The following is a 15,327-nucleotide window of genomic DNA, read 5'->3' as shown; positions in this document are numbered from 1 at the left end:
ACCTCCCGGCGGTGAGCGGTGCGTACGCCACCGCGAAAGCGACTTCATGGCGCCTCACGGTGGCACCCGCGCCGCTCACGTCCATTTGGTGGAGAATCCACCGCTCACCGAGGGTCAGAGCGACTGCGGGTCGACCCGGATGCGCATCGCGGGAAGCTTTGCGGCACTCCGCTCAGCCGCCGCGGCCTTGAGCTCCGCCGCCAGCTGCGCTCCCTCGCGTCGCGGCGATCGCAGGATCAGCCGCAACCCGGCGGACTCGTCGCGCGGATCGACCGGCACCGGTCCGAGCACCTCGGTGTGCGGCGTCCACGAACGAGCGGCGAGCTGATCGAGGACGTCATCGGCGGCGTCGACCGTCGCAAGCCGTGCCGTCGGGGGCAGGTGCGTCTCCGCACGGCTGGCGAGCTCGCGGGCGGCAAATCCGGCGGGATCGGCGCGTACGAGCGCCTGCAACATCGCAGCGTCGCCGACGGCGATCGCCTGTGCTCCGGGCCCGGCGAGTGCCAGGGCGTTGAACCACCGACGGTGCGCCTCCTCCTCGACGCGCACGTCATCACGTCCTGTCATGAGCCAGGTGTCGAGGAGCACGACGACGTCGTAGCCCCCGGCGACATGGGGCTCGGCGCCCGGCGTCGCCAGCACGAGTGACCGCCCGGGTTGGATCTCATCGAGGATCGTGTCGCCGCCAGACGTAATGACGGAGAGCTCGGGGAATGCCTGGCCGAACTCCTCCGCAGTGCGCAGCTGCCCCACCACCGGGGCCCGGAGCGTCGTGCCGTCACAGTGGGCGCACGTCCAGCTCGGGACTGCCGTCGCACACCACCGGCACACGATGGGCGCCGATGCCGAGGTCTGGACCAAGGGGCCCTGACAGGCCTGGCACCGGGCCGGGTGCCGACAACTCTGGCAGGAGAGAGACTCGCGATAGCCACGTCGTGGCACCTGCACCAGCACGGCACCGTCGGCGGCACGGACGGCCGTGAACACCTCGCGAGGCAGTCGCGCGGGAGCCGAGCCGGCGGTCGATCCGTCGGTGACCTCGAGTCGGGGCCACGCCGTACGACGGGCGGCCTGATCGGCAACCAGCTCGTTGCACCAGCCACTCTCCACGAGCGACTGCCCCTCGGCCGTACGTGCGAAACCGCCGATGAGCAGCGCCGTGTCCTGGGCTGTGGCACGCAGCAGGAGGACCTCGCGCGCATGCGGGTAGGGCGCGCGGGGCTCGGCGTAGAGGTCGTCGCCGTCGTCCCACATCGCCACGAGGCCGAGATCGCGCACGGGCGCGAAGGCGGCGGCGCGGGTGCCGAGCACGACCTGCACCTGTCCGCGGGAGACCGCGAGGAACGCCGCATAGCGGTCGGCCGGGCTCGAGCCGGCCGTCAGGACGACGTGTCTGTCCGCGCCGAGCACCGCGGTGAACGCAGCGTCCCAGCGGGCGACATCACGTACGTCGGGCACGCACACCACCGAGCCTCGCCCGCTGTGCAGAACCGCCAGCACCGCCTGGGCCACGGCCCGGGCGGGGTTCTGGCTCGGCAGCGCGCCCCACCAGGCACGGGGACGCTCCCCCTTGCCCAGCGCTGCGAGGAAGCTGGCGCCGTGCGTGTGCGTCTGCCACACAGTGGCGTCGACCTGGGGCAGCTCCCCCTCCGCCACCGTGCGCTGGGCTGACTCGGCGCGGGCATGCCGCGGCGGGATCGCCAGCCGCAGCACGTCGCCGAGGGTGCCGGCATAGCGATCGGCCACGGCGGTCGCCAGCTCGAGGACGTCCGGCAGCAGCACGGGCTCCGGCGAGACGACCTTGGCGATGAAGGCCAGCGTGCCCTCGTGATCGGTCTCGTCGACCCGAGCCGTGACGAACCCGTCGACGAGTCGACCCGCGAACCTGACCTTGACCCGGCAACCCACCACGACCAGCTCATCGAGCTTGGCGGGTATGAGGTAGTCGAACAGGCGGTCGAGGTGCGACAGACCCGTGTCGACCGCAACTCGCGCCACCGGCCGACTGGTCGCGGCCTCGACCGCCGGCTTGGCCTTCGGGGTGCGCTTGCGTGCCGGGGCGGCTGCCGGGACGAGGGCAAGCTGCTGCGGCCCGTCCTGGTCGCTCCCGTCGCCGTTCACGCTGCAGTTCTACCAGCAGGCGCCGACGTCGGGCCGTCGTGGACAATTGGACGGGATCAGCCGCGCGCAGCAGAGGACGTCATGACCGAGAACCAGTACCTCGACCGCATCGCCGACGCCGGCGCACTCATCGTGGCGGAGGCCGAGGCCCAGCTGTACGCCAGCCGTGGCGAGAGCGGGTTCACCAAGCTCAGCAAGGGCACCGGCAACACCGACCTCTACACGGTCAACGGCACCGACAAGTACATCGCCCACATGATCGGCACGACGAGCTCGACCACGGGCCGGTTCACCTGGGCGTGGGGCTACCTGCCCGGCGAGGAGACCGGCCCGACGATCGTCCACGAGATCCGCACGCAGGGTGCGAAGCTCGGCATCCCCGAGCTGGCCGAGGCCGACTTCGCGAGCGAACCACGCCTCATGCAGCGTGTCCTGCAGGCATCGGCTGCCATCTCCCGTGTCTACACACCCGTCGTCTTCCAGACCGACGACGGCGACACGGGCTACTTCCTGATCGAAGGATTCGAGATGCCACCCGCGACCGTAGGCGATCTTCGCCAGACGATCGAGACGGTCCTGGCGGGGCCGGGCCGTCCGCGCGACATCCGCCGGGCCTTGCACCAGTACGCCGCGACCCGGCGTATCGGGTTCGCCGAGCAGGACGACGCGGTGTTCCTCCAGGCCGAGGACGGGATGCTGACGATCGGCCTCGACGGCAACGAGATCACCGGACTCGGCGCACAGCATGCAGAAAGGCCCTCACCGTAGCGAGGGCCTTCCTGGTGGAACGTGTGAGTGTCAGGCTCCGGCAGCGGCCTTGAGCGCGTCGGCGCGGCCGGTGTCCTCCCACGGCAGACCCGGACGGCCGAAGTGACCGTATGCCGCGGTCTGCGCGTAGATCGGACGCAGCAGATCGAGGTCGCGGACGATCGCGCCGGGACGCAGGTCGAACACCTCGAGGACTGCCTCGCGGATCTTGTCGACCGGAACCGTCTCGGTGCCGTAAGTGTCGACGTAGAAGCCGACCGGGGTCGAGACGCCGATCGCGTAGGCGACCTGTACCTCGGCCTTGGTGGCGAGACCGGCAGCCACGATGTTCTTGGCGACCCAGCGCATTGCGTAGGCGGCCGAGCGGTCGACCTTGCTCGGGTCCTTGCCAGAGAACGCGCCACCCCCGTGACGGGCGTAGCCGCCGTAGGTGTCGACGATGATCTTGCGGCCGGTCAGGCCGGCATCGCCCATCGGACCGCCGATGACGAACTTGCCGGTCGGGTTGATGTGGACCTTGTAGTCGGACGAGTCGATGTCGTACTGGCCGAGGACTGCGTCGATGACGTGCTTCTGGATGTCGACGGCGAGCTGGCCCTCGAGATCGATGCCGTCCTCGTGCTGCGAGGAGATCACGATGGCCTCGACGCGTGCGGGCTTGTCGTCATCGTCGTACTCGATGGTGACCTGGGTCTTGCCGTCCGGGCGAAGGTAGGGCAGCGTGCCGTCCTTGCGTACGGCGGTCAGCTGCTCGGCGAGGCGGTGCGCGATCGTGATCGGCAGCGGCATGAGCTCGGGGGTCTCGTCGCACGCGTAGCCGAACATGAGTCCCTGGTCACCAGCACCCTGCAGGTCGAGCGGGTCGGTGGCGCCGCCGAGGCGGGCCTCCTCGGCACGGTCGACGCCCTGCGCGATGTCGGGGCTCTGTGCGTCGAGGGTGACCTGCACCGCGCAGGACTCACCGTCGAAGCCCTTGGTGGACGAGTCGTAGCCGATCTCGAGCACGCGATCGCGGGCGATGCGCGCGATGTCGACGTAGGCCTCCGTGGTGACCTCGCCGCCGACCAGCACCATGCCGGTGGTCACGAAGGTCTCCGCGGCAACGCGGCTCTTGGGGTCTTGGGCCAGCAGCGCGTCGAGGACGCTGTCGCTGATCTGGTCGGCAATCTTGTCCGGGTGTCCCTCGGTGACGGACTCGGACGTGAACAAGCGGCTCAAGGCATTTCTCCTGGGTTGAGGTCTGGCAGAGAGTCTAACGAGTGAAACGGGCTGGGGTTTCCATCAGTCCATGCGCTGGACGACGGCGTCGAGCACTGCGTGGGCAAGGTGGATCTTGGGGCCGAGCGGCACCTCGTGGACGGTGCCGTCGGAGCCGAGCAGCACCGCCTCGTTGTCGTCGGCGCCGAACACCTTGCCGGCACCGACGTCGTTGACCACGAGGAGGTCGCAGCCCTTGCGGGCGAGCTTGGCGCGGGCGTGCTCGATGACGGACGCGTTGGCGTCGCCGGTCTCCGCGGCGAAGCCCACGATGACGGGTCGCTTGCTGGTACGGGCTGCGACCAGCTCGGCGAGGATGTCGGGATTTTCGACCAGCTTGATCTCGGGGGCGACACCGTCGGCGGCCTTCTTGATCTTGGCATCGACGAACTCGGCGGGGCGGAAGTCGGCGGGTGCAGCGGCCATGATCACGGCGTCGGCGTCGATCGCGGCCTGGTGCACCTGCTGGCGCAGCTCCTCGGTGCTGACGACGCGTACGACATCGGCTCCGGCCGGATCGGGCAGCGAGACGTTGGCGGCGACGACCGTGACACGCGCACCGCGTGCGACGGCGGCCTCGGCCAGGGCGTAGCCCTGGCGCCCCGACGAACGGTTGCCGAGATAGCGGACGGGGTCGAGGAACTCACGCGTACCACCGGCAGAGACGACGACGTGCTTGCCGGCGAGGTCCTGCGCACGGGGCTCGAGGAGCTGGAGGGCGACGTGGAAGATCTGCTGGGGATCTGGAAGACGACCCTTGCCGGTGTCGACGCCGGTCAGCCGGCCCACCGCAGGCTCGACCACGACGTGGCCACGCGCTCGCAGCGTCGCGACATTGGCCTGGGTCGCGCGGTTCTCCCACATCTCGGTGTGCATCGCCGGGACGAACATGACCGGACACCGCGCCGTGAGGAGCGTGTTGGTCAGCAGGTCATCGGCGATGCCGTGCGCGGCCTTGGCGAGGGTGTTGGCCGTCGCCGGAGCGACCACGACGAGGTCGGCGCCCTGACCGATGCGTACGTGGGCGACCTCGTCGACATGCTCGAACACCTCGGTCTGCACGGGCTTGCCCGACAGGGCCTCCCAGGTGGCAGCACCGACGAAGTTGAGCGACGAGGCAGTCGGGACCACGCGGACGCTGTGTCCCGACTCGGTGAACAGGCGCAGCAGCTCAGCGGACTTGTAGGCCGCGATGCCACCGGACACACCAAGAACGACCTCGGCCATGCCTGCCTCCCTGCTGGAGTGGGTCAAGCCTTTGCTGCGGCTGCTGCTGCTTCTGCCTCGGGATCGATGTCCTCGACCGTGAGGAGGTCTGCGTTGATCTCACGGAGCGCGATCGACAGCGGCTTCTCCTGCACGCCGGTCTCGAGCAGCGGACCGACGTACTCGAGCAGTCCCTCGCCGAGCTGCGAGTAGTAGGCGTTGATCTGGCGCGCACGCTTGGCGCTGTAGAGGACGAGCTTGTACTTGCTGTCCGCCTTCTCCAGCAGATCGTCCAGCGGCGGGTTGGTGATGCCGATGGCAGTCGAGCGTGTCGTGGACACAGAGAGCCTCACAGAAAAGTTCTAGGAAATGGGTCCGGCTGCTGCCGGATCAGAACAAGTCTACCAATTCTTCGCAAGCACTCTCGACATCGGTGTTGACGATCGTCACATCGAACTCGTCCTCGGCCTCCAGCTCGACACGGGCCGTCGCCAGGCGTCGCTCCCGCTCCTCGGGCCCCTCGGTGCCGCGGCCGACCAGACGACGTACGAGCTCGTCCCAGCTGGGCGGTGCCAGGAAGCACATCAGCGCGTCGGGCATGCGCTCGCGCACCTGCCGCGCGCCCTGCAGGTCGATCTCGAGCAGGGCGGGCGTGCCGGCAGCGAGACGCTCCTCGACGGGGGCTCTCGGCGTGCCGTAACGGGCTGCGCTGTGCACGACGGCCCACTCGAGCAGGCCGTCGTTGGCGATCATCTCGTCGAACTCGACGTCGCTGATGAAGTGGTAGTGCACTCCGTCGACCTCCCCCGGGCGGGGAGCGCGGGTCGTCACGGAGACGGAGATCCAGATCTCGGGGTGGTTGGCGCGTACGCAGGCTGCCACGGTGCCCTTGCCGACCGCGGTCGGCCCGGCGAGCACGACCAGTCGTGAACGTGAAGGTGAGCCGTCAGCCACGGCCAGAACGGTCTGATCGATCCTTGAACTCCGCGATCAGCGCGCTGATCTGGTTGTCCCCGAGGCCGCGGAGGCGGCGGTTTGCTGCGATCCCCACACGGTCCATGATCTCCTGCGCCTTGACCTTGCCGACACCCGGCATGGACTGCAGCAGGTCGATGACCTTGAGCTTGGCGACGAACTGGTTGGCCTTGGACTCCTGCAGCACCTCGGTGAGGCTGGCGCGGGAGTGCTTGAGCCGGTCCTTGATCTCTGCGCGGACCTGCCTGGCTGCTGCAGCCTTCTCGAGAGCTGCCTGACGTTGTTCGGCGGTCAAGATTGGGAGTGCCACTTCGTCACCTCGTCGATGGGTTTGGTCAGCTCATTTGAGCGTGATCTTGCACTGCTGCTTCACATTCTTCACGACAGCCGTACGTTGTGCTGTCGTTCCATTGAACGCCTCGTACGCGGTGTTGAGCTGCTTGAGCTGTGTGGCGTCGAGCTTCTTGACCTTGGCGGTGTCGGTCATGTCTTCGAGCTTGAGCTTGACGGCCTTCTGTGCGGCGATCACGCCCTTGGTCACGTCGGCCAGCGCCTGCCAGTCCTTCTTGATGTCCTGGGGAGCCACCTTGGCCACGCCCTCGAAGACCTTGGCGTAGCCGGCGTAGGCCACGTCCGTGCGCTTCTCACCGAACGTGTTGAGGGAGGCTTTGTCCTTCTTGACGGCGTCGCAGTAGGCGCTTCCACCGCCACATCCCGACAGCACCGTGGCGCACACGAGAGTCGATGCCAGGAAGGCGGCGGTACGTGACATGCAGGTGCTCCTCTAGCGAAAAGTACGGGTCCTGGTGTGCCGGGACCCTAGGAGCCTACAAGTTCAGAGTTGACCCGGGCGACAGAACCTCTGAGAGAGGACACATCTGGCCCTTCACCGAGAACTCCCCGGGATGTCGAGGGGATCACGTTGTCGATGACCGTGCCGAAGATCCGCCTGATGTCATCCGCGGTTCCGCCCTGTGCGCCGAAGCCGGGCGCGAGCAGCGGGCCGTTGATCGCAAGGTCTTCCACGGAGCTGCCGATCGTGGCACCGACGACGGCGCCAAACGAGCCCATGGGAGTCTCCCCCGCATTGAGCGATGCCAGCTGTGCCAACATCCCGCCCGCCACCGAGGTGTCTCCGTTCATCGCGTGCTGCACCTCTGCGCCCTCCTTGTTGGAGGTCAGTGCGAGCACGAAGACGCCGGCGTCGTTCTTGTGTGCAACGTCGAAGAACGGCTGCAGCGAGCCGAAGCCGAGGTACGGGCTGACGGTGATGGCATCGGCAGCCATCGGCGCGTCCTCGTCGAGATAGGCGTCGGCGTACGCCGCGGCGGTCGTGCCGATGTCGCCGCGCTTCACGTCGAGGATCACCAGGCTGCCGGTGTGGCGGAAGTCCTGGATGGTTCGTTCGAGGATCACGACGCCCTGCGCACCGAAGCGCTCGAAGAACGCCGACTGCGGTTTGACGAAGGCAACCTGTCCGGCGAATGCCTCGACGCAGATGGAGGCGAATCGGTCGAGCCCGTCGACCGAGTCGGGCAGATCCCACTCGGCGAGCAGCTCCGAGTGCGGGTCGATGCCGACACACGCCGGACCGTACGCCGCCATGGCCGCGCGTGCCCTCGATCCAAAGCTCATGATGTGCTCCCATCCCCGCTGAGCGCGTTCGTGGTCATGCTCGGCCCGCTTCCACGATGTGTCCCCATTCTTGGAGCGAGGTGACGCCGATCTTGCCTTCGATCAATGCCTCGATGCCCTGCACCGCCGCGGCCAGACCCTGCACCGTCGTGATGCAAGGTATGCCTTCGGCCACTGCAGCCGTACGGATCTCGTAGCCATCGATGCGCGCATTGCCACCTGCGGTGACACCGTGCGGCGTGTTGATGATGAGCTGGACGTCCTGCTGGTGGATCTTCTCGACGATCGTCGAGCGTGACTGGCCTTCCAGCGGATCTTCGTTGAGCTTGCGGATGACCGTCGCGTGCACGCCATTGCGGGCGAGCACGACGGCGGTGCCGCTGGTCGCGAGGATCTCGAAGCCAAGGTCCGCGAGCCGCTTGACCGGGAAGATCATGTGGCGCTTGTCGCGGTTGGCGACCGAGACGAACACCTTGCCCGACGTCGGCAGGCCGTTCTGGGCTCCGGCCTGCGACTTGGCGAAGGCGGTGCCGAATGCGTGATCCATGCCCATGACCTCGCCGGTCGACCGCATCTCGGGGCCGAGGAGCGTGTCGACGTACTTGCCCTCGTACGTACGGAACCGGTTGAACGGCATGACGGCTTCCTTGACCGCGATCGGGGCCGAATCGGGGAGGTCTCCCCCGTCACCCGTCACGGGAAGGACGCCGGCCTTGCGGAGCTCGGCGATCGACTCGCCCAGCATCAGGCGCGCCGCAGCCTTGGCCAGTGGCGTCGCCGTGGCCTTGGAGACGAACGGCACCGTGCGCGAGGCACGCGGATTGGCCTCAATGACGTAGAGGATGTCGGACGACAGGGCGAACTGGATGTTGATCAGCCCGCGCACGCCGACGCCCTTGGCGATGGCCTCGGTGGACTCGCGGATGCGCTGGATCTCGAGGTTGCCGAGCGTGATCGGTGGCAGCGCGCAGGCCGAGTCGCCGGAGTGCACGCCGGCCTCCTCGATGTGCTCCATGACGCCGCCGAGGAACAGCTCGGTGCCGTCGTACAGCGCGTCCACGTCGATCTCGATCGCGTCGTCGAGGAACCTGTCGACCAGTACGGGTCGCTCCGGGGAGATCTCGGTGGCGCGGTCGATGTAGTCCTTGAGCGTTCCCTCGTCATAGACGATCTCCATGCCGCGGCCGCCGAGGACGTACGAGGGGCGCACCAGCACGGGATAGCCGATCTCGGCGGCGATCTTGCGGGCGTTGCTGAACGTCGTCGCCATGCCGTGCTTCGGGGCCGGGAGGTCGGCGGCGGCGAGCACCTTGCCGAACGCACCGCGCTCCTCGGCCAGGTCGATCGCGGCCGGTTGGGTGCCGACGATCGGCACTCCTGCTGCCTCGAGGCCGGCGGCAAGCCCGAGCGGGGTCTGCCCGCCGAGCTGCACGATGACACCGGCCACCGGTCCGGCCTGCTGCTCGGCATGCACGACCTCGAGCACGTCCTCGAGCGTCAGCGGCTCGAAGTAGAGCCGGTCGGAGGTGTCGTAGTCGGTCGACACGGTCTCGGGGTTGCAGTTGACCATCACGGTCTCGTAGCCGACCTCCGACAGCGCCAGCGCCGCGTGCACGCAGGAGTAGTCGAACTCGATGCCCTGGCCGATGCGGTTGGGGCCGCTGCCCAGGATCAGCACGGCTTCCTTGGTGCGCGGCTCGACCTCGGTCTCCTCGTCATAGGACGAGTAGTGGTAGGGCGTCTTGGCGGCGAACTCTGCCGCGCACGTGTCGACGGTCTTGTAGACGGGTCGTACGCCGAGCGCGTGCCGTACGCCGCGTACGACGTCCTCACGCAGACCGCGGATCTTGCCGATCTGGGCGTCGGAGAAGCCGTGGCGCTTCGCCCGGCGCAGCAGCCCCGGTGAGAGCTCGTTGGCGTCGATCATCTCCACGGCGATCTCGTTGATCAGGGCGAGCTGGTCGATGAACCACGGGTCGATCTTGGTCGCGCCGAAGATCTCCTGCGGTGTGGCACCTGCTCGGATCGCGTCCATGACCTTCTTGATGCGGCCGTCGTGCGGGACCGCGATCTCCTCGAGCAGCGCAGCCTTGTCGAGGTCGACCCACTGCTTGTGCCAGTCGAACACCGAGTCGGGCCGCTCCAGCGAGCGCAGGGCCTTCTGCAGCGCCTCGGTGAAGCTGCGGCCGATCGCCATCGCCTCGCCGACCGACTTCATGTGCGTCGTCAGGGTGGCGTCGGCGTTGGGGAACTTCTCGAACGCGAACCGCGGCACCTTGACGACGACGTAGTCGAGCGTCGGCTCGAACGATGCCGGGGTGACCTGGGTGATGTCGTTGGGGATCTCGTCGAGCGTGTAGCCGATCGCGACCTTGGCGGCGATCTTGGCGATCGGGAAGCCGGTCGCCTTCGACGCCAGCGCTGACGAGCGCGAGACACGGGGATTCATCTCGATCACGACGATGCGACCGTCGTCGGGGTTGACCGCGAACTGGATGTTGCAACCGCCGGTGTCCACGCCGACCTCGCGGATGATGCCGATCGAGATGTCGCGCAGACGCTGGTACTCGACGTCGGTCAAGGTCATGGCCGGAGCGACCGTGATCGAGTCGCCGGTGTGGACGCCCATCGGGTCGAAGTTCTCGATCGAGCAGACGATCACCACGTTGTCGGCGGTGTCGCGCATGACCTCGAGCTCGTACTCCTTCCAGCCGAGGATCGACTCCTCGAGGAGCACCTCGGTGGTCGGGCTCAGCGCCAGACCCGAGCCGGCGATGCGGTGGAGGTCTTCCTCGTCGTACGCCAGGCCGCTACCAGAGCCGCCCATCGTGAACGACGGACGGACGACGACGGGATAGCCGCCGAGCTCGGGCACGCCGGCGAGGCACTCCTCCATCGTGTGGCAGATGACCGAGTTGGCCGACTCGGCTCCCCACTCCTTGGGCAGCGACTCGACGACGGCCTTGAAGGACTCGCGGTTCTCGCCCTTCTCGATCGCCTCGATCGATGCGCCGATGAGCTCGACGCCGTACTTCTCGAGCACCCCGGACTCGTGCATCTGGATCGCCGCGTTGAGCGCGGTCTGGCCGCCCAGCGTCGCGAGCAGTGCGTCGGGGCGCTCCTTGGCGATGACCTTCTCGACGAACTCCGGCGTGATCGGCTCGATGTAGGTCGCGTCGGCGAACTCGGGGTCGGTCATGATCGTCGCCGGGTTGGAGTTGACCAGGATGACGCGGATGCCCTCCTCGCGGAGGACACGGCACGCCTGGGTCCCGGAGTAGTCGAACTCGCAGGCCTGTCCGATGACGATCGGACCGGAACCGATGACCATGATCGACGTGATGTCAGTCCGTTTTGGCATCAGCGACCACCACCCATCAGCTCGGCGAAACGGTCGAAGAGGTAGTCGGCATCGTGCGGGCCGGCCGCGGCCTCCGGGTGGTATTGCACGCTGAAGGCCGGCTGCTCGAGCAGGGCGAGCCCTTCGACGACCTGGTCGTTGAGTCCGACGTGGGTCACGCGGCCCTTTCCGTACGGGGTGTCGAACGTGCCCTCGATCGGCGCGTCGACCGCGAAGCCGTGGTTGTGGCTGGTGATCTCGACCTTGCCGGTGGTCAGGTCCTGCACCGGCTGGTTGAGGCCGCGGTGGCCGTACTTGAGCTTGTAGGTGCCAAGGCCCAGGGCACGGCCGAAGATCTGGTTGCCGAAGCAGATGCCGAAGTACGGGACCTTGCGCTCGAGCAGCTGCTGCAGGAGCTCGACGCTTGAGTCGGCGGTCGCTGGATCGCCGGGACCGTTCGACATGAAGACGCCATCGGGCTTGACGGCGAGGACGTCGTCGAGCGTGGCGCCCGAGGGCAGCACGTGCACCTCGATGCCCCGCTCGGACATGCGGCGCGGAGTCATGCCCTTGATGCCGAGGTCGAGCGCAGCGACGGTGAACTTCCTGTCACCGATCGCGGGTACGACGTACGTCTGGTCGGTCGAGACCTCGCCGGCCAGATCGGCGCCCGCCATCGACGGGGACGCCTTGACCGTGGCGAGGAGCGATTCGACGTCGGTGGACTCCGAGCTGATGCCGGCGCGCATGGCGCCGAGCTCCCGCAGATGGCGGGTCAGCGCCCGGGTGTCCACGCCGCTGATCCCGACGACTCCCTGGGCGGCAAGGCGCTCATCAAGGGTCGCGTTGGATCGCCAGTTGCTCGACAGCCGCGCGGGGTCGCGTACGACGTAGCCGGCGACCCAGAACGCCTGTGACTCGTCGTCCTCGTCGTTGACGCCGGTGTTGCCGATGTGCGGCGCTGTCATCGTGACGATCTGACGGCGGTAGGACGGGTCGGACAGCGTCTCCTGGTAGCCCGTCATCCCGGTGGAGAACACGATCTCGCCGACCGTCTCGCCGACGGCTCCGTACGACTCGCCGCGGAAGACGCGGCCGTCCTCGAGGACCAGAATCGCCTCGGTCATACCGTCACCGCCTCGACGAGTGCGCGATCGCTCACCGTCGGTCGTCCCCGCAGGAACGTCGCGACCACCTCGCCCGGGAGCGTGAGGCCGGCGTACGGGTTGTTGCGCGACAGCGAGGCGGTGTTGCGGGCATCGATCAGGCGGGTCACCCCAGGATCGACCAGCACGAGGTTGGCCGGCTCCCCCACCTCGAGCGGGCGGCCCTGGTTGTGGACGCGGCCGATCTCGGCCGGCTTGACGGACATCTTGTCGGCGACCTGCGCCCAGGTCAGCAGTCCGGTGTCGACCATGGTCTGCTGCACGACCGAGAGCGCAGTCTCCAGCCCGAGCATCCCGAAGGCTGCAGCGGACCACTCGCACTCCTTGTCCTCCATCGGGTGAGGCGCGTGATCCGTGGCCACGATGTCAATCGTGCCGTCAGCCAGCCCTTCTCGCACGGCCTGGACGTCATCGTCGGAGCGCAGCGGCGGGTTGACCTTGTAGATCGGGTCATAGCTGCGTACGAGGTCGTCCGTCAGCAGCAGGTGGTGCGGGGTCACCTCGGCGGTGACGTTGATGCCGCGGCTCTTGGCCCAGCGGACGATCTCGACCGATCCGCGGGTCGACAGGTGGCACACGTGCAGGCGCGAGCCGACATGCTCGGCGAGCAGCACGTCGCGGGCGACGATCGCCTCTTCCGCGACGGCGGGCCAGCCGGTGAGTCCGAGCTCGCCCGACAGCGGCCCCTCGTTCATCTGCGCACCCTCGGTGAGGCGGGGCTCCTGGGCATGCTGCGCGATCACACCGTCGAACGCCTTCACGTACTCCAGCGCCCGGCGCATGATCACGGCGTCCGAGACGCACTTACCGTCGTCGGAGAACACCCGGACCGTGGCAGCCGAGTCGGCCATCGCGCCGAGCTCGGCGAGCTGCTCGCCCCCGAGGCCGATCGTCACGGCACCGACGGGCTGCACGTCGCAGTAGCCGCCTTCGCGGCCGAGCCGCCAGACCTGCTCCACGACGCCGGCGGTGTCGGCGACCGGGTCGGTGTTGGCCATCGCGTGCACGCAGGTGAAGCCACCTCGCGCTGCAGCCTTGGAGCCGCTGAGCACTGTCTCGGCATCCTCACGCCCCGGCTCGCGTACGTGGGTGTGCAGGTCGACCAGGCCGGGAAGGGCCACGAGCCCCTTGGCCTCGACCTCGGTCGCGCCATCGACCGTGAGGTCCTTGCCGATCGCGGTGATGACACCGTCCTCGACCGCGATGTCTGCGACCTTCACGCCCAGCACCTTGGCCTGGCGGATCACGTACGACGTCATTCTGTTTCCTCAATCGGGTCGAAGGTTTCATCCTGCGCTGCGCCGCCGAGCAGCAGGTAGAGCACCGCCATGCGCACGGCGACGCCGTTGGTGACCTGCTCGACGATCACCGACCGGGCGTCATCGGCGACGTCGGCAGTGATCTCCATGCCGCGGTTCATCGGGCCGGGGTGCATCACGATGGCGTGGTCGGGCAGCCGGTTCATGCGAGCGGTGTCGAGTCCGTAGCGTCGGCTGTACTCGCGAGCGCTGGGGAAGAACGACGCCTTCATGCGTTCGGACTGGACGCGCAGCATCATGATCGCGTCGGCCTTCTCGATCGAGGTGTCCAGGTCGTACGACGTCTCGACGGGCCACTTCTCGACGCCGACCGGGAGCAGCGTCGGCGGGGCGACGATCGTGACGTTGGCGCCGAGCGTGTCGAGCAGCAGCACGTTGGAGCGAGCAACGCGGCTGTGGAGCACATCGCCGACGATCGTGATGTTCTTGCCCTCGAGGTCGCCGAGGTGGCGACGCATCGTGAACGCGTCGAGCAGCGCTTGCGTCGGGTGCTCGTGCGTGCCGTCGCCGGCGTTGATGACGGCGCCCTTGGTCCACTTCGCGTGTGCTAGGCGGTGCGGTGCGCCGGAGTTGTGGTGGCGCACGACCACTGCGTCTGCGCCCATTGCCTGCAAGGTCAGCGCCGTGTCCTTGAGGCTCTCGCCCTTGGAGACGCTCGAACCCTTCGCCGAGAAGTTGATGACATCGGCGCTCAGACGCTTGGCAGCTGCCTCGAACGAGATGCGGGTACGGGTCGAGTCCTCGAAGAACAGGTTGACCACGGTGCGTCCGCGCAGCGTGGGCAGCTTCTTGATCGGCCGGCTTGCGACACCGAGGAGCTCCTCGGCGGTGTCGAGGATGCGTACGGCGTCCTCGCGGTTGAGGTCACCGGCGCTCAGGAGGTGCTTGATCATGCCGCACCGCCGATGATCGCGACGCTGTCGGCGTCGTCGGTCTCGGTCAGCTTCACCTTGACGTTCTCGCTGAGCGAGGTCGGGAGGTTCTTGCCGACGAAGTCCGCTCGGATCGGCAGCTCGCGATGTCCGCGGTCGATCAGCACGGCGAGCTGTACGGCGCGGGGGCGGCCGATCTCGTTGAGTGCGTCGAGCGCGGCGCGGATCGTACGGCCGGAGAACAGCACGTCGTCGATCAGCACGACGACCTTGTCGTCGATGTCGTCGGGGATCTCGGTGTGCTCGAGCGCGCGGGCGGGCTTGAGGCGCAGGTCGTCGCGGTACATCGTGATGTCGAGCGCACCTGCCGTCATGTCACGGCCCTCGACCTCGGACATGCGCTTGGCGATGCGCCGGGCGAGGTGGACACCGCGGGTCGGGATGCCGAGCAGGACGATTCCGGTCGAGTCGCGGTTGCGTTCGAGGATCTCGTGCGTGATGCGAGTCAGTGCTCGCGAGATGTCCTTGTCATCAAGGACGGTGCGGTCGGGGACGTGCGGCGTGTCAGCACGTGCGGCGTCATCAGACGCGACCATGTCTGACCTCCTTCTCCGCCTCTCGGGACGGCCGTTAAAGGATGTCGGTTGTTCGTACGCAACCCTAGCAGC

The 15,327-nt window shown here is 67.8% G+C and carries 14 protein-coding genes; 1 reads left to right on the top strand and 13 read right to left on the bottom strand.

What is annotated here, in order from left to right; translation table 11 throughout:
• Positions 1-114: 114 nt before the first annotated feature.
• The gene (locus ABD683_RS15865) at positions 115-2,121 is read right to left on the bottom strand and encodes a primosomal protein N' (protein ID WP_344771041.1); all 2,007 of its coding nucleotides are present in this window, start codon (positions 2,119-2,121) and stop codon (positions 115-117) included.
• An 81-nt stretch (positions 2,122-2,202) separates the two neighbouring features.
• Between ABD683_RS15865 and ABD683_RS15860 the strand changes: the two genes are divergently transcribed.
• Positions 2,203-2,889 (top strand): DUF6882 domain-containing protein, encoded by a 687-nt coding sequence (locus tag ABD683_RS15860; protein ID WP_344771040.1) that lies wholly within the window; start codon positions 2,203-2,205, stop codon positions 2,887-2,889.
• Between the two features lie 30 nt (positions 2,890-2,919).
• Here ABD683_RS15860 and metK read toward each other — a convergent pair whose 3' ends face one another.
• From metK to pyrR, 12 genes are all read right to left on the bottom strand, one after another.
• Positions 2,920-4,107 carry a methionine adenosyltransferase gene (metK, locus tag ABD683_RS15855; RefSeq protein ID WP_344771039.1) on the bottom strand — a complete coding sequence of 396 codons (1,188 nt, stop codon included), beginning with the start codon at positions 4,105-4,107 and terminating at the stop codon, positions 2,920-2,922.
• A 63-nt stretch (positions 4,108-4,170) separates the two neighbouring features.
• Positions 4,171-5,373, bottom strand: a complete 1,203-nt coding sequence (coaBC, locus tag ABD683_RS15850) for a bifunctional phosphopantothenoylcysteine decarboxylase/phosphopantothenate--cysteine ligase CoaBC (RefSeq protein ID WP_344771038.1) — start codon at positions 5,371-5,373, stop codon at positions 4,171-4,173.
• A gap of 23 nt (positions 5,374-5,396) precedes the next feature.
• Entirely contained in the window at positions 5,397-5,693 is a 297-nt protein-coding gene (gene rpoZ / locus ABD683_RS15845; RefSeq protein WP_344771037.1) for a DNA-directed RNA polymerase subunit omega, read from the bottom strand.
• 49 nt (positions 5,694-5,742) lie between these two features.
• Positions 5,743-6,306 carry a guanylate kinase gene (gene gmk / locus ABD683_RS15840; RefSeq protein WP_344771036.1) on the bottom strand — a complete coding sequence of 188 codons (564 nt, stop codon included), beginning with the start codon at positions 6,304-6,306 and terminating at the stop codon, positions 5,743-5,745.
• Positions 6,299-6,637: an integration host factor, actinobacterial type gene (mihF, locus tag ABD683_RS15835; protein WP_344771035.1), complete on the bottom strand. Its 339-nt coding sequence runs from the start codon at positions 6,635-6,637 to the stop codon at positions 6,299-6,301. The genes gmk and mihF overlap by 8 nt, the downstream gene beginning before the upstream one ends.
• A gap of 30 nt (positions 6,638-6,667) precedes the next feature.
• Entirely contained in the window at positions 6,668-7,099 is a 432-nt protein-coding gene (locus ABD683_RS15830; protein ID WP_344771034.1) for a hypothetical protein, read from the bottom strand.
• A gap of 47 nt (positions 7,100-7,146) precedes the next feature.
• On the bottom strand, positions 7,147-7,962 hold the full coding sequence (gene pyrF, locus ABD683_RS15825) for an orotidine-5'-phosphate decarboxylase (protein ID WP_344771033.1): 816 nt from the start codon (positions 7,960-7,962) through the stop codon (positions 7,147-7,149).
• A 34-nt stretch (positions 7,963-7,996) separates the two neighbouring features.
• Positions 7,997-11,323 carry a carbamoyl-phosphate synthase large subunit gene (gene carB, locus ABD683_RS15820; protein ID WP_344771032.1) on the bottom strand — a complete coding sequence of 1,109 codons (3,327 nt, stop codon included), beginning with the start codon at positions 11,321-11,323 and terminating at the stop codon, positions 7,997-7,999.
• Positions 11,323-12,429, bottom strand: coding sequence for a glutamine-hydrolyzing carbamoyl-phosphate synthase small subunit (gene carA, locus ABD683_RS15815; RefSeq protein WP_344771031.1), 1,107 nt, complete (start codon positions 12,427-12,429; stop codon positions 11,323-11,325). Before carA ends, carB begins: the two co-directional genes overlap by 1 nt.
• On the bottom strand, positions 12,426-13,727 hold the full coding sequence (locus tag ABD683_RS15810; protein WP_344771030.1) for a dihydroorotase: 1,302 nt from the start codon (positions 13,725-13,727) through the stop codon (positions 12,426-12,428). Before ABD683_RS15810 ends, carA begins: the two co-directional genes overlap by 4 nt.
• Entirely contained in the window at positions 13,724-14,680 is a 957-nt protein-coding gene (locus tag ABD683_RS15805) for an aspartate carbamoyltransferase catalytic subunit (protein ID WP_425548516.1), read from the bottom strand. The genes ABD683_RS15810 and ABD683_RS15805 overlap by 4 nt, the downstream gene beginning before the upstream one ends.
• Positions 14,677-15,255 carry a bifunctional pyr operon transcriptional regulator/uracil phosphoribosyltransferase PyrR gene (pyrR, locus tag ABD683_RS15800; protein WP_344771029.1) on the bottom strand — a complete coding sequence of 193 codons (579 nt, stop codon included), beginning with the start codon at positions 15,253-15,255 and terminating at the stop codon, positions 14,677-14,679. Before pyrR ends, ABD683_RS15805 begins: the two co-directional genes overlap by 4 nt.
• Positions 15,256-15,327 lie beyond the last annotated feature (72 nt).

This window comes from Aeromicrobium panaciterrae, from assembly GCF_039537165.1.
Taxonomy (GTDB): Bacteria; Actinomycetota; Actinomycetes; order Propionibacteriales; family Nocardioidaceae; genus Aeromicrobium; species Aeromicrobium panaciterrae.
This window is presented reverse-complemented; position numbering and strand designations above follow the sequence as displayed.

Excerpts from the sequence above, each read along its gene's own strand:
- ABD683_RS15810 (WP_344771030.1), bottom strand. The coding sequence starts at position 13,727 with ATGACGTCGTACGTGATCCGCCAGGCCAAGGTGCTGGGCGTGAAGGTC.
- ABD683_RS15860 (WP_344771040.1), top strand. The coding sequence starts at position 2,203 with ATGACCGAGAACCAGTACCTCGACCGCATCGCCGACGCCGGCGCACTC.
- ABD683_RS15830 (WP_344771034.1), bottom strand. The coding sequence starts at position 7,099 with ATGTCACGTACCGCCGCCTTCCTGGCATCGACTCTCGTGTGCGCCACG.
- pyrR (WP_344771029.1), bottom strand. The coding sequence starts at position 15,255 with ATGGTCGCGTCTGATGACGCCGCACGTGCTGACACGCCGCACGTCCCC.
- coaBC (WP_344771038.1), bottom strand. The coding sequence starts at position 5,373 with ATGGCCGAGGTCGTTCTTGGTGTGTCCGGTGGCATCGCGGCCTACAAG.
- carA (WP_344771031.1), bottom strand. The coding sequence starts at position 12,429 with ATGACCGAGGCGATTCTGGTCCTCGAGGACGGCCGCGTCTTCCGCGGC.
- pyrF (WP_344771033.1), bottom strand. The coding sequence starts at position 7,962 with ATGAGCTTTGGATCGAGGGCACGCGCGGCCATGGCGGCGTACGGTCCG.
- ABD683_RS15805 (WP_425548516.1), bottom strand. The coding sequence starts at position 14,680 with ATGATCAAGCACCTCCTGAGCGCCGGTGACCTCAACCGCGAGGACGCC.
- carB (WP_344771032.1), bottom strand. The coding sequence starts at position 11,323 with ATGCCAAAACGGACTGACATCACGTCGATCATGGTCATCGGTTCCGGT.